9 protein-coding genes and 1 pseudogene are annotated in these 13,169 nt (G+C 70.3%); 5 read left to right on the top strand and 5 right to left on the bottom strand.

The annotated features are described in order from the left end of the window. Positions 1 to 2 precede the first annotated feature (2 nt). Positions 3 to 953, bottom strand: coding sequence for a hypothetical protein (locus tag OQ02_RS46185; protein ID WP_231500287.1), 951 nt, complete (start codon positions 951 to 953; stop codon positions 3 to 5). Positions 954 to 1,001: 48 nt separating this feature from the next. Further along, positions 1,002 to 1,889, bottom strand: a complete 888-nt coding sequence (locus tag OQ02_RS29215; protein ID WP_033441839.1) for a hypothetical protein — start codon at positions 1,887 to 1,889, stop codon at positions 1,002 to 1,004. A gap of 741 nt (positions 1,890 to 2,630) precedes the next feature. Between OQ02_RS29215 and OQ02_RS42850 the strand changes: the two genes are divergently transcribed. Then, positions 2,631 to 3,071, top strand: a complete 441-nt coding sequence (locus tag OQ02_RS42850) for a hypothetical protein (RefSeq protein WP_197043547.1) — start codon at positions 2,631 to 2,633, stop codon at positions 3,069 to 3,071. Positions 3,072 to 3,342: 271 nt separating this feature from the next. On the opposite strand, the gene OQ02_RS29205 is transcribed toward OQ02_RS42850, so the two are convergent. Beyond that, the gene (locus OQ02_RS29205) at positions 3,343 to 4,476 is read right to left on the bottom strand and encodes a hypothetical protein (protein WP_033441837.1); all 1,134 of its coding nucleotides are present in this window, start codon (positions 4,474 to 4,476) and stop codon (positions 3,343 to 3,345) included. An 811-nt stretch (positions 4,477 to 5,287) separates the two neighbouring features. After that, positions 5,288 to 5,593, bottom strand: a pseudogene (locus tag OQ02_RS46180) (transposase); the annotation flags it as partial. A gap of 189 nt (positions 5,594 to 5,782) precedes the next feature. On the opposite strand from OQ02_RS46180, the gene OQ02_RS29195 reads away from it, so the two are divergent. Genes OQ02_RS29195 through OQ02_RS29180 form a run of 4 tightly spaced genes read left to right on the top strand, consistent with a single transcriptional unit; the run spans position 5,783 to position 10,977 of the window. Continuing rightward, positions 5,783 to 7,063 (top strand): SidA/IucD/PvdA family monooxygenase, encoded by a 1,281-nt coding sequence (locus OQ02_RS29195; protein ID WP_033441835.1) that lies wholly within the window; start codon positions 5,783 to 5,785, stop codon positions 7,061 to 7,063. Beyond that, entirely contained in the window at positions 7,063 to 8,610 is a 1,548-nt protein-coding gene (locus OQ02_RS29190; protein WP_033441834.1) for a class I tRNA ligase family protein, read from the top strand. Before OQ02_RS29195 ends, OQ02_RS29190 begins: the two co-directional genes overlap by 1 nt. Then, positions 8,610 to 9,644, top strand: coding sequence for an NAD(P)/FAD-dependent oxidoreductase (locus OQ02_RS29185; protein WP_033441833.1), 1,035 nt, complete (start codon positions 8,610 to 8,612; stop codon positions 9,642 to 9,644). Before OQ02_RS29190 ends, OQ02_RS29185 begins: the two co-directional genes overlap by 1 nt. Then, the gene (locus tag OQ02_RS29180) at positions 9,637 to 10,977 is read left to right on the top strand and encodes an FAD-dependent oxidoreductase (protein ID WP_051772925.1); all 1,341 of its coding nucleotides are present in this window, start codon (positions 9,637 to 9,639) and stop codon (positions 10,975 to 10,977) included. Before OQ02_RS29185 ends, OQ02_RS29180 begins: the two co-directional genes overlap by 8 nt. Before the next feature lie 18 nt (positions 10,978 to 10,995). Here the strand turns inward: OQ02_RS29180 and OQ02_RS41410 are convergent, their stop codons facing one another. Next, on the bottom strand, positions 10,996 to 13,104 hold the full coding sequence (locus OQ02_RS41410) for a hypothetical protein (protein WP_156077371.1): 2,109 nt from the start codon (positions 13,102 to 13,104) through the stop codon (positions 10,996 to 10,998). Positions 13,105 to 13,169: the final 65 nt, after the last annotated feature.

Here is a 13,169-nt window from a genome sequence, read left to right as displayed (position 1 = left end):
CATCAGTGAAGTAGGTCCGGCCGGACTCTGGCTATCTCCTGGGTCAGCTGCCGGACCGTGGCGGTGTTCGGCAGTCTCAGTTCCGCTTCCGGATCGGAGGCCGGCGAGGGCTTCACCAGCGCGCTGTGGCGAGTCGCGAAACGGCCGTCCGCAGGGGTGAACACCAGGGCCGGCAGCACGGGCTTCGAGTTCGGGTCGCCCTTGACCGGCGGGCGCGGTTCCCGTCCGCGCACGGCACGCAACTCCTCCCACGCGATCAGGTCGGATCTGCGACCGGCTCGCCACCACAGTCCACGTTGATCGACGACGAAGCGATGCATGCGGGGGACCGAGCCGATCATGACCATTAGGCCGCCCAGCGCGAGCGCGCCGAAGAGGAACGACGCGGCGGCCGGAGGAATGTCCTTCGCTCTCGACGAAGCTGACGCATGCCCGACGTCCGGGAAGACGGCGATCAACCCGAAGACGACGAACATGGCCAGCCCGCCGATGAACACCCACCGGCCGGGCCGGTATTCGATGACGGGCCTCGCAGGATCGGGGGACCATGTCTGATCGTGCACGAACGGCAGCGTAGTCGAGGCCTGCTCCAGCAGCGAGGATTTCGCGACCAAGCCGGAGCCGGGGTGCGGGCGGATCGACAGCGGCCCGAACTGGTCGGAGGCGAAACACCGCTGCGGGAACCGGGTCAGGATTTCGTCGATGCGGTCGAGTCTGGCGTCGAAGTCGGGATCGTTCGAGGTCTTCCAGGTCGGGGTGCGCAGAAAACTGATCCCGTGACGGTGCAGGAGTTTTCGCAGTCGTTCCCGGCCGACGCGGAACCGCCGGTGTGGGTTGCGGTTCAGGTGCAGGTCGCCACGCCGTCGCCGAACGCGTGCCGGGTGATCGCGGGCCTGCCAGTTCGGCCCGGCTACTCCACGGGAGGTCTCCTCCCGATCGGCCAAGACCAACATCCGACGCGCGGTGGGCAATCCTAGTGTTCCGTTTCCGGTGGGCCGCACTCAGAGTTCCAGGCGCTCCGCGGTGTCGGTGAGCAGGGGGAGGAGCCAGCGCCAGGTGTCCGGGTCGGTGGTGGAAAGCGGGTCGGGGGAGAAGAAGTACAGGCGATTCTCGACGAGTTCGATGTGGACCGGGTGTTCGGCGAACCGGGCCAGGAGGTCGGGGGAGAAGAGACTGCGGTCCAGCAGGGCCTGGATTTCCTGGGCCCTGCCCAGTGGCCCGGAGACGCTGAAGGCTTCGGTGCCGGGGCCGCGAAGGTCGGGGTTACCGGAGGGGACTTTGCCGGACTTCAACCCGGTGCCCATGCGTTTCGCCCGCGATCTCAGCAACAGGTGGGGGAGGTCGAGGTCGGCGTCGAGAGGTGTGGTTGCGTAGGCCAAGCGGAACGGTTCGCCATCGCGGTAGCCGGCGGTGTAGCCGTACTGGCCGATTTCCATCGGACGTGGGCCTTCGATGCTGACGACGTCGACGGCGCAGCGGTTGGTGCCGATGTCGAAGACCCCGGAGGGATGCTCCGGGTCCTTGACCTTCATCCGGTAACCCATGCCGTTCCGGACGGCGAACTGCATGATCCGATAGCGGTTGATCCGTTCCTGCCGGCCGCTCTTGCGGCTCAGGACGACGACCGGGACGACCAGCCCGAGACCGATCGCCAGCGGCAACAGCCCGAGGAGCCGGATGCCGACGCCGCCGTCCGGGTAGGTGTCGGCGAGGTACATGCTGAGCGGGAAGCTCAAGAAGCCGGAGAAGACGGCGGCGATCAGGGCTGACAAGAACGAGCAGCAAGCCAGATCGAGGGCCGGGCGGTCGCCGTTCGCTCTCGCGTACGCCAACGCCGCGGCCGGGTCGACCGGGGCGGCGAGCGGGGAGTAGTCCAGGTCGTCGAGCACGGTTCACGCTATCCCGTCGAGTGGGAGGAGCGTTCCCGTTCGAATGACTTCGGGTGCGTCGCCGACCGACATCGTCGCGCGGCCTGCCGTTCCAGGGTCAGGTCAGGGTGACCGCTCCCGACTGGGGCGGGCACCGGCACCATCCGGCGTCGTCGCCGGGTGGTGGGGGAAAAAGCCACACCACCACGACGTACTTGCAGTGTGTTCCGACCCGCGTGTTCGGGACGGCACCGCTGCCCTGGTCTCCTGTCCCGCCGTGGTGGACCGGCCGCAATCCCCTAAGCCGGACGACTCACCGCCGCCGCGATCGCTGTTCAGCCCTCTGGGACCAATCAGCAGATCTGCCGCCTACGCATTGAGCCGGAAGTATTCGTTTGCCTACATGATCGTCCTCCGCGCCTGGGACGCAGGCGACCTGGCGATGGACCTTAACGAACAGACCGACAACTCCCACCCGGTCCGCGATCGATTTGGTCGGCTCACCACTTCGTTCGACGTCGTCCTTGCCGACGCCGGCATCCAGGGCGCGAAGATCCAGCCACGCTGTCGGAAAGCGAACTGCTACGCCGAACGGCTCGTCGGCCCTGATGTGCGGCACCCGCCTCGGCGAGGTGGCAACTGGGCGAATGCCTGCCGGAGCGTCGGCCGATACGCTGGAAGAGCACCGCCACCGTTCACCCGACAAGGGGGATTTCATTGGCGCGCCTACGTTTTCTCGCTCACGCCACCGGTGTCGTAGCTTTGACGGCCGTCTTGTCCGCCGCCGTGCTCACCGGTACCGCCAGTGCGTGCAGTTGTCAGCCCTATGACACCGAACCACAGCGCTACGCACGGGCCGATCACGTGTTCAGCGGCTCCGTGTCCGCGTCCACCATCCTGGAGCGCGGCACGCCCAACTACGTCTGGGACGACCTGCGCGCGTACACCGTGCAGGTCGGCCAGGAGTACAAGGGCGACGTGCCGGCGACCGTGACCGTGACGACCAACTACGCCGGGTCGATGTGCGGGCTCTCGCTCTACGTCGGCGAGTCGTACCTGGTGTTCGCGTTCGGCGACTCCACAGACGGCGAGGTGTCGTCCCACTACTGCTCCGGTACCCGCTCGGCGAACGCCGGCCCACCCGTGACGACCACGGCGATGGCCGTCTCAGCCGCAGCACCCACCTGCGCCGCCGTTGCCTGACCCCGGAACCGGATGCGGGTGGCCGCCACCACCCACATCCGAACATCGTGTTGCAGCGCATCGGTGACAGCCGTTCACAGCTGACGGTGACCTCGGATCCGTAGTCGAGCGCGGAGCACCGCGTGCCGGGTCTTGGTGCCCAGCTGTCGCTCCCGTCGGGCTCGCACGCCGCCTTGCCGGGCGGCGTGGCGGCTGCGGTTCGACCGCAACGCGTGGATGACCTGACCGGGCCGCCCCCGGGCCATGAGCGCCCAGGGGCGGCCGGCGGGCGTCAGTGGGACACGGCCGTGGCGACCGGGGTCCAGCGGACGCCCTTCCAGGTGCCGTCGGCGGTGGTGCTGCGACCGACCACGACGCCGTGGTTGTTGATCGCGACCGGCGTGCTGTAGGCGCCGCCCAACGAGTCGAGGTAGGTGACCTGCCCGTCGCGCCAGATGAACACGCGGGTCGACGAGTGGTCCGGCGACGAGGTGTGCCCGAGGACGTCGCCGCGCTCGTTGATCGCGGTCGCCACGGAGTTGCCGGGGACGCCGAGGTCGACCTGCTTGCCGCCGGCCGGCCACAGCACCGCGCGGGACATGCCGTTGTCCAGCACCCAGCCGACCGCGTCACCGCGCTCGTTGAGGGACTGCTCGCCGTGGGCGAGCCGGCCGCTCTCCGACAGGACGGTCAGCTCCTCGCCGTCCCAGCGCAGCGACACCATGCCCCGGTTGGCGACGACCACACCGGCCTCGTTGATCGCCTCTGGGTCGTACGTGCCGTAGCCCGGACCGGGTGCCAGCTTCGTGCACACGCCGTCGGTGCAGCGGAGCGCGGCGAACTCCTGGAAGGAGGCGTAGGCGTAGCTCGTCGCGACGACGCCGGCGTTGTTGATCGCGTACGTCGACACGTGATCACCGGCCACCGGCAGCTCCACGTGCCGCTCCCCGTCCCACACGGTGGCGTGCTGCTCGCCCCGGGCCGACGTGGCGTACGACATCGGCACGGTGCCGTCGTCGTTGATCACGTGCGCCAGCGCCCACGCGGCTCCAGGCGGCGAGATGGCCTGCCGCTGACCCGCGAACCAGACCCACGGCTTCTGCGTGTTCGGCACGCCGTCGGAGGTCAGCCCGAGCACCTGGCCGCCCTGGTTGATCGCGCCGGCCAGACCGGGGCCGAGGTCGGTCGCACCGCCGCGCGGGGACCACAGGACCGCGCGCGTCGGCGCGTCGCCCTGCGCGCTGCCGACGATCTGGCCGAGGTCGTTGACACCGGTGGGGTAGTAGCCGGGGTTGCCGGGCAGGCCCGCGACGCCCGGCAGTTCGGCGATGACGTGCGTGGCCGACGCGACTGCCGCGGGAGTGGTGGCCAGTGGCAAGGCTGTCGCGAGCGCCAACACGGCCAGCGACGTGCGTAAGTCGGGCATGATCGCTCCGTTGCGAGTATGTCCTGAGGTCATTCTGGATCGATCAACGATAACTTCCGCGCGCCCGCGACGGTGACGGCCGGACAGCGCAACGGTCCGCGAAACCTTTGCGCCGTACGGAGCTTCGTGGATCGCCGAGTCCTGCCGCGCCGCTTGGACGGGCGACAGCGCGGGGACCGTCGGATCGATGCCGGTCGGGCGTGCTGGTTTGTGCGGCCGACTCCTGCTGCGCGTGACTACCTGGCCGATCCGGATTCACGTCGCCCGAGGGCCGCGGCCGGTGTCGGATCTGGCCGCGGTGCACGCCCGGCGGCGCTGGGGCCCGTCAAACCGGAGGCCATCGACCGGGCGGCGCCCATGGTCGGGATGCCGGGCGGGAGGATGGCGGTGATCCACTCGGCGTGCGTGGAGGGGCGTGGCGGGGCGGACACCCTCATGAGGCGGTCCTTGACGTCGGAACGGGGGTTTGGACGTCGAGGTGACGGTGGTTCCCTCGCCGCGATGACAGGGAACTCCGATAATACGCCCGGTTGGAGCAGTCCTGGCCGCCTTGCTCGTCGAAATCGTTGCGCGGCGGACGTGACAGCTCTGTCGTCCCTATCGTTTGGGTTGTCCGGCCTCATGGGGTTCGGATGCCCAGGAGGGGTGGGTGTGACTTTCAGTCGTCTGCCTCTGATTAACCGGTCCTGACGAAATCGTCGGACGTGTCGGTATGCAGATGATGCGGGTGGCGAGCCGAGGAGGGCTCGTGGATGTCGTCGCGGCGTTCCCATCGGATGCGGAGGCGTTCGGGCTCGGCCCGCCTTCGGGCCGCCCGCCCGTGAGAGGTGTCGACGACGGCGCGGTCCCAGTCCACTGCCCGCCTCGTGCAGCGCCTCGTGCAGCCGTGACCACACGCCGGCCTCGTTCCAGTCGCGCAATCGTGTCCAGCAGGTCATCCCGGAGCCGAAGCCCAGCTCCTGAGGCAGGAACTCCCACTGGCTCCCTGTGTGCAGCACGAACAGGATCCCGCACAACACCTGCCGATCGGGCACCCGCTTCCGGCCGGGTTTGCGGGGCTGCACGGCACCACCGGCGACAACGGCCCGATCCGCTCCCACAGATCATCCGAGACGATCCACGGTGGGGGCTCACCACTCCTCACACCCCAACATGATCCACATCGGACATGTCCGACTCCAGCAGGATTCCCCGGTGCTCGGGGAGAGCCGTCTCTATCGCCGGGGAAATGCGGGTCCCTAGTGTCGCCAATGCGCTCGGCACGCAGCACGCGGGCGACCTATTCCGGACGAACGGGGTGGTATCTGTGGCTGAAACGCACGTGGGGTTGCTCGCGATCGGGGCGGGACCGGCAAACCTGGCGCTGGCCGTCGCCATCGAGGAATCCGGGAGCGCGGAGCTGGCCGAGCACACGTTGCTGCTGGAACAGAGTCCGGAAGTCAAGTGGCAGCGCGATCTGCTGATGCCGTGGGCGCGCAGCCAGGTCTCCTTCCTCAAGGACCTGGTGACCCTGCGCAACCCGCGCAGCAAGTTCTCATTCCTCAACTTCCTGCACGACCAGAACCGGCTCGACGAGTTCATCAACCTGGGCACGTTCCACCCGTTCCGCTGGGAGGTCTCGGACTACCTGCAGTGGGTCGCGACGTCGCTGGAGCAGGTCCGCATCCGGTACGACTCCAGGGTCGCGAGCATCGAGCCCGTGCGCAGGTCGGGCGGGGCGATCGAGGGTTGGACGGCCACCCTCACCGACGGTGACGTGATCCACTGTCGTGACCTGGTCGTCGGTGGCGGCCGGGATCCGTACCTGCCGAAGGTCTTCGCCGACCTGCCGCCGGACCGGATCGTCCACAGTGCACACTACCAGCGGCGGATTCGGCAACTGCCCGCGGACGCGCCGCTGCGGGCCGTCGTGGTGGGCGGGGCGCAGAGCGCGGCCGAGATGTTCATGGCGCTGCACGACAACCTGCCCAACAGCACCCGGACCATGGTCGTCCGGTCGGTGGGCCCGCAGAACTACCAGACCAGCAAGTTCGTCAACGAGCTGTTCTACCCGTCGTTCGTGGACCGCTTCTACGACAGCCCGCCGGAGGTCCGGCGGCAACTGCTGGACGAGATGCGCCTGACCAACTACGCCGGGGCGGCCCCGCCGTTCCTGGACAACATGTACAGCATGCTCTACCAGCAGCGCGGCATCGGCGGGCAGCGGTCGCAGGTGCGGACCCTCACCGAGGTGGTGGGTGCCAGGGTCGCCGACGACGAGGTCGTGCTCGACCTGCGCGACCGCACCAGCGGCAAGGTGGAACCGCTGCACTGCGACCTGGTGCTGCTCGGCACCGGGTTCGACCAGCGGATGCCCGCAATGGTTCGCGACCTCGTCGACCAGGTGGGGCTGTCCGAGATCTCGGTCAGCCGCTGCTACCGGGTCGACCTCGGGGATTCCGCCTGGGGCGCGGTGTACCTGCAAGGCGTCAACGAGGCCACGCACGGCATCGCCGACTCGCTGATCAGCGTGCTGGCCCACCGCTCTCGCGACATCGTGGCCGATCTGCTCGCCCGCCGCGGCGTTCGCGAGTCGGAAGCCGTCTGATGGACCGCCTGGTGGTGATCTCACCGGCCCCGACAGCCAACGGCGACCTGCACTTGGGCCACCTCGCGGGCCCGTTCCTGGCCGCGGACGTGTGCACCCGGTACGCCCGTGCGACCGGCAGGGAAGCCCTGTACGGCACCGGAATGCACTTCACCCAGAACTACGTCGTCACCGCGGCCAAGCGGATGGGCGTGGCTGCGGAGGACCTGCGGGAGCGCTCCGCCGTGCAGGTACGGCAGACCTTGGCCGAGATGGGCATCGAAGTCGACGGTTTCGGCTGCATCGGCGACCGGTTCACCGAGCTGGTCAACGGATTCCACTGCCGCCTGCACGAGCTGGGCCTGCTGGAGCTGCGGACCGTGCGGTTCCCGTACCTGCCGAGCACCGGCGAGTACCTGATGGACGCCTACGTCGCGGGTGGCTGTCCGTCCTGCCTGGCCGAGGGGTGCGCCGGGATCTGCGAGAGCTGCGGACTGCCGATCGCCCCGGGCGACCTGCTCGACCCGCGGTCGACGCTGCACCCGGACGAGCCGTTGGAGTATCGCGACGCGGACATCCTCGTCTTCCCGGTCGAGCGGCACCGCGCGGAACTGGAGGCGTACTTCGCCCGCACCCCCATGCGCCCGCGCATGGCTCGACTCATCGAGACCGCGATGGCCCGGCCACTGCCGGACTTCCCGATCACGCAGCCGACGTCGTGGGGCATCCCGGCGCCCTTCCCGGAGGTGGCCGGGCAGGTGATCAGCCCGCACATGGAGGGCATGCCGTGGAGCATGTTCACCACCGCCCTGGCCGCCGAGCAGCGCGCGATGCCGATCACGGCCGACGAGCTGTGGCACGAGGACTCCGGCACCACCGTGGTGTACTTCCTCGGCTTGGACGCGACCTACCCGTTCGCGGTGGTGGGCACGGCGATGCTCGCCGCGGTCGGCGGCTACGTGCTACCCGCGCAGTTCGTCACCAACGAGTTCTACGAGCTCGCCAACGAGAAGTTCTCCACCAGTCGCGGGCACGTCGTGTCCGGCCGCGAGCTCGCCGCCGAGGTCCCGCGCGACCTCATCCGCTTCCACCTCTGCGCGACCAGCCCCGAGTACCAGCGCACCGACTTCACCCGTGATGCCCTGTTCCGGGTGTGCGAGTCGCGGCTGACCGGGCCGTGGAACCGGGTGGCGGCGGCGGTGGACGAGTGGGTCGGCCGCGGTCCGCTCCCGGTCTCCGAGGACGCCCGGCAAATGGCGCTGCGGATGGTCGGGCTGTTCGCCGACGGGTACGAGCTGCCGGGGTTCAGCCTGACCGCAGTGGCATCGACCCTCGCCGGACAGCTGTCCAGACTGGACCGGCTGGCCGCCGAGGTGACCCCGGCGACCGCGGGCGACCTCTGCCACCAAGTGGACGTGTTCCTGCGGTGCGCTGCGCCGATCCTCGTCGATCTCGCCGCGGGAGCGCTGTCGGACACGACGCTGCCCGGACACGTGGACGCCGATGCGGTCACGCCCGAACGCCTGCCCCGACTGGCCGGGACAGCGCCGGTCGGGACAGTGGGCTGATGGCCTCGATCGCCGTCGTCGGCGCGGGCGTCACCGGCCTGGTGACCGCGATCGGCTGCGCGCGTGCCGGTCATCGCGTGACCGTGCTCGACCGCGGTCGCATCCCGAACCCCGCGTCGACGTCCTACGACCAGCACCGGGCACTGCGGGTGCTGCACCCGGGCGATCCCGACGCCAGTCGGCGGTCGGCCGAGTCCCGCCGCCGCTGGCTGGAGCTGGAGTCGCTGCTGCGGACCAGGATCTTCCGGCCGGTCGGCGTCGTCACCGCGTGCACACCGGACGAGCTCGACCTGACCCTGGACACCGCTGCCGCGGTGGGGCTGCCCGTGGCCGCCGTCCCGTCGCGTGACCTGCCGCCTGTGGTGTTCCCGGCCGGGACGAGCGGGGCGCTCGACCCGCTCGCGGGCGCGCTGCTGGCCGATCGGTTCCTGCGCGCGGCCTCCGCGTGGCTGGCCGAACACCCCATGGTCGAGCTGCGGCCGGGATGTCCTGTCGCGGGCGTGGACGACAACCGGGTGGTGCTGGCCGACGGCACCGCGCACGCCGTGGACGTCGTGATGGTCGCGGCGGGACCGTGGAGCACCGACCTGGTGGGCCCGCCCGTCGTGCTGCACCGCCAGACCATGATCTACCTGCGCCCTCCGGAGCGCCTGGCGCGCTGGTGGGCGTCGGCACCCGGGGTGGGCCGGATCGGCGCCGACCGTCGGGCCTGGCTGCTGCCACCGGGGGACGGCACGCTGCTCAAGATCAGCTCGGACGTGGTGTGCCGGGAGGTCGCGACGACCGGGGACCCGGACACCGCACCGTGGGTCGACCGGCTGCTCGCCGAGCCGATCCTCGCCGACCTCGCGGAGTACACCGTGGTGGCGGTGCGGGACTGCCACTACGCGTCCGATCCCGTCACCGCGGGCCCGGTGCTCGCCAGGGTCCGCCCGTCGGTCTGGTCCCGCCCCGCCTGCGGCGGCAGCGGGTTCAGCTCCGCACCGCTTGTCGCGGAGGAAGTCCTCGGCGCTGTCATGAAGGTCGATGCGTGAACGACGAGTCGATGGCTGGGAGTCCATGATGGAGATAACTGTTGTGGGTGCGGGTATGGCGGGAGCGTTCCTGGCGCTCTCCCTGGGCAGGCAGGGCCATGCGGTGACGGTGTTCGACCGCAGACCGGACCCGAGGGCGACCGACAGCACGGCCTCGTCGATGAACCTGGGGCTGTCGAGGCGGGGTCTGTCGGCACTGGGCCGCCTGGGGCTGTCGGAAGAGGTGATGCGGTTCGTCGTGCCGATGCGTGGTCGACTGCTGCACAACACCGATGGTGGTCTGCGGTTCTCGGCCTACGGTGACGGCGGCATTCTGGCCATCCAGCGGCAGGACCTGAGTGCGCTGCTGGTCGACGCGGCCTGCCGGGAGCCGACCGTCCGGTTCGTGTTCGACACGCGCTGCACGAGCGTGGACCGCGATCTGCCTTCGGCGTCCTTCATCGACCCGAACGGGCAGTCGCTCGTGGTGAAGTCGGATGTCGTAGTGGGTGCGGACGGCGCGTTCTCGGTGGTGCGCAGGCACATGCACCACGACCGTCGCGCGGAGTTCTCCCAGAGCTACCTGGAGTGGGGCTGGCGGGAACTGCACATCCCGGCGGCCGAGGACGGCACCCACCGGATGGCCGACGACGTGTTCCACCTCTGGCCCCGCGGCGACATCATGATGTTCGCCCACCCGAACCTCGACGGCTCCTTCACCTGCTCCTGCGTCCTGCCGTTCCACGGAGAGCACGGCTTCGACTCGCTGCGGACGGCCGAGGACGTGGAGTCCCTGTTCCGCACCCACTTCCCCGACGTCGTGCCCTTGGTCCCGGACCTGGGCGAGACCTTCCTGCGGCGGCCCACGTTCAACCTCGTCACCATCAGCACCGCCCCGTGGAGCCACGAGGGCAAGGTGGTGCTGATCGGCGACGCCTGCCACGCGGTCTACCCGTTCCTGGCCCAGGGCATGAACTCGGCCTTGGAGGACGCGCTGGAGCTGGCGGACAGCCTGGCCCACCACCCCACCGACACCTCGGCGGCTCTGACGAGGTACAGCGAGCGCCGCAAGCCGAACACCGACGCCCTGGCCACCATGTCCCACCGCAACTTCGCCGAGCTGCGCGACACGGTGCGCTCCCCGGCGGTCCGCCTGGAGCGGGCCTGCGACGCCCTGCTGGGAAGGCTCCTGAACGACCGCTGGGTGTCGCTGCACGCCATGATCACCAACACCACCATCCCGTACGCCCGTGCCCTGCACCGGGCGACCCGGCAACGCCGTGTCCTCCAGGGCCTCGCCGCCACCGCGGCCGTGGCGGCCGTCGCGGGCGTCGTCCGCGCGTTCCGGCGCTGACGTGGTGGCGGCCGGGGATCAGCGTTGTGCGGGCCAGAGGAACTCGGCGACGTCGGTGATCGCCTGGCCGAGGACCGCGGCACCGGGGCGCGGGTGGGCGGTCCCCGCGTCGTGGCGGACAGCTCCGGCACGGGAGAGGTAGGCGTCCAGCAGTGCCCGGCCGCCCGTCGCCCGAACCGGGTCCGCGTCGGCGGCGAAGCGCTGGGCCACTTCCGACAGCACGGCGCGCAGGGCGGACACCGTGGGAGTGGCCGGGTGTGCCAGCAGGGGGCTGGTCGACAGCAGTGAGGGAGTGTGCCAATGCTCGTAGGCGTGGCGGAGTTGGTCGACCAGCCGGGCGCGCCTGCCGAGGTCGCCGAGCGGCGTCCTCCGGCGCGACAGGCGGCTGACCCACTGGGCGATCTCGTCGGGCACGAGGCGCAGCGTGTGGACCTGGACCTGCCGACCGCAGCGGAACACGTCCGCCCGCGTCGTGCCGAGGTAGGTGAAGTGGAGCCGGCGCACCAGCCGCTGGTAGGCGGGCCACTGGGTGGCCACGACCACCAGACCCGCGCGGACGCCGCGCACGAGCACGTCGCGCATGAGCGCGGCCTGGGCCGCGTTGTCGCGGGCGATGGACATGCCGACCAGCAGGCCGCCCTGGTCGGTCACACCCGGCGTGTGGCCCTCCAGCAGCGGCTCGACGAGGTGGTGGTTGCGGGAGGCGATCGGGATGGACGTGATGGCGCCGAGGATTCGACCGTCCTGGTCGGTCGCGATGCGGAAGCCGTCCGGCGTGTCCGCGAGCAGGGGGTTCAGCACGCGCTCGCTGCTGCGGACGTCCATCTCGCCTCGACGCGCCCAGCGGTGCACCAGGCGGCCAATGTCGTCGGCGTCGGAGTCCGCGGACGAGCGGACCACGACCGGCTGCTCCCCACTCGGGAACAGCGTCTCGCGGATCGTCGGGTTGCCGGTGAGCCACAGGGCCTGTTCCGTGCGCCGAGAGCACTGGTCGGGGTCGACGGAGTCGGTGCGGACCGCGCGGTGGTGGGCCATCGCGCGGGCCACTGAACGGCGGTGGCTGAGTGGTCTGCGCCAGCGGTGCACGCTGTCGAACAGCGTTCGGTACGGCTCGCGGAGCCTGAGGCCCTCCGTGTCCGCGCACACGAGGCTGATCTCGGCGAGGTCGGCGAACCCCGCCGGGGTGAGCAGTTCCTCGTCGGCCTGCCCGCAACTGGCCAGCGTGGTCAGCGAGGTGAGGTCGTCGGCGTGCGGTCGCTCGCGGCGCAGTCTGGCGATCACTTCCTCGACGGCGAGATCGGCCAGCGCCCCGGGAGTGTCGAGCTGCACTCCTCGGTGGATGGCGCGGCACAGCCGGTCGGCGAGCAGCGGCACGCCGACCGCCATGCGCACGACAGCAGCGCGCTGGTGCTGCCCGTCGAGCCCGGCCCAGTAGGCCAACGCGTCGACTTCGGTGTCCTCCCAAGGGGGCACCGGCACGACCGCGAGTTCGTTCAGCAGCGCGATCGGCGTCTGCGGTCGTCCGGACAGCGGTCTTCGGGTGGCCACGACGAACCGGACATCGTGGTGGCGCTCCACGGCGGCGCACACGGCGTCCAGCGCGGCCGGTGCATCGGCGTTGTCGACGAGGACGAACTCGCGCGCGTCGAGCACGGCGGTGTCGAGTGCGGCCTCCGAGTCGGCCAGGTCGACCATCACCGCTTCGACGGGCAGTGCGGAGAGCACCCGCGACTTGCCGATGCCCACCGGTCCGACCACGTTGACCACTCGCCGACCGCTGGTGCCGATCGCGGTGAGCAGTGCGGCGACCGCGCGGGCTTGGGAATCCGGCCGGATGTCCGCGACTGCGACCGGGGTCGGTCTCGGGCCGGAGGCGACGCGGTGCGCGCGGCGCCACCGCGCCTGGCCGGTGCCGTCGACGCCGAGCGCGGCAACGATATCGACGAGCAGTTCGACATCGATGCGCTTGCGGCCGAGTTGGAAGCACTCGTAGACCGTCACCCGGCCGGGCCGCCGGTTCTCGACGGGCACGCCCCGTGCTGCCCGGACGGCGGCGATCTCGGCGACCATCCGGGTGAACGACGGATTGCCCGCCCACGCTCTCAGGTCCCGCAGCCGACTGCTCAATTCGTTCAGCGTCGATACGGCATCCGGAGCAGGTGGGAGATCCGATCGGGTCAGCTCGGGGCGGA

It is taken from the genome of Saccharothrix sp. NRRL B-16314, from assembly GCF_000716595.1.
Classification (GTDB): domain Bacteria; phylum Actinomycetota; class Actinomycetes; order Mycobacteriales; family Pseudonocardiaceae; genus Actinosynnema.
The sequence above is the reverse complement of the archived record's forward strand: the minus strand, read 5'-3'. Positions and strand labels throughout refer to the sequence as shown.

Excerpts from the sequence above, each read along its gene's own strand:
- OQ02_RS46185 (WP_231500287.1), bottom strand. The coding sequence starts at position 953 with ATGTTGGTCTTGGCCGATCGGGAGGAGACCTCCCGTGGAGTAGCCGGG.
- OQ02_RS29205 (WP_033441837.1), bottom strand. The coding sequence starts at position 4,476 with ATGCCCGACTTACGCACGTCGCTGGCCGTGTTGGCGCTCGCGACAGCC.
- OQ02_RS29190 (WP_033441834.1), top strand. The coding sequence starts at position 7,063 with ATGGACCGCCTGGTGGTGATCTCACCGGCCCCGACAGCCAACGGCGAC.
- OQ02_RS29185 (WP_033441833.1), top strand. The coding sequence starts at position 8,610 with ATGGCCTCGATCGCCGTCGTCGGCGCGGGCGTCACCGGCCTGGTGACC.
- OQ02_RS29180 (WP_051772925.1), top strand. The coding sequence starts at position 9,637 with ATGCGTGAACGACGAGTCGATGGCTGGGAGTCCATGATGGAGATAACT.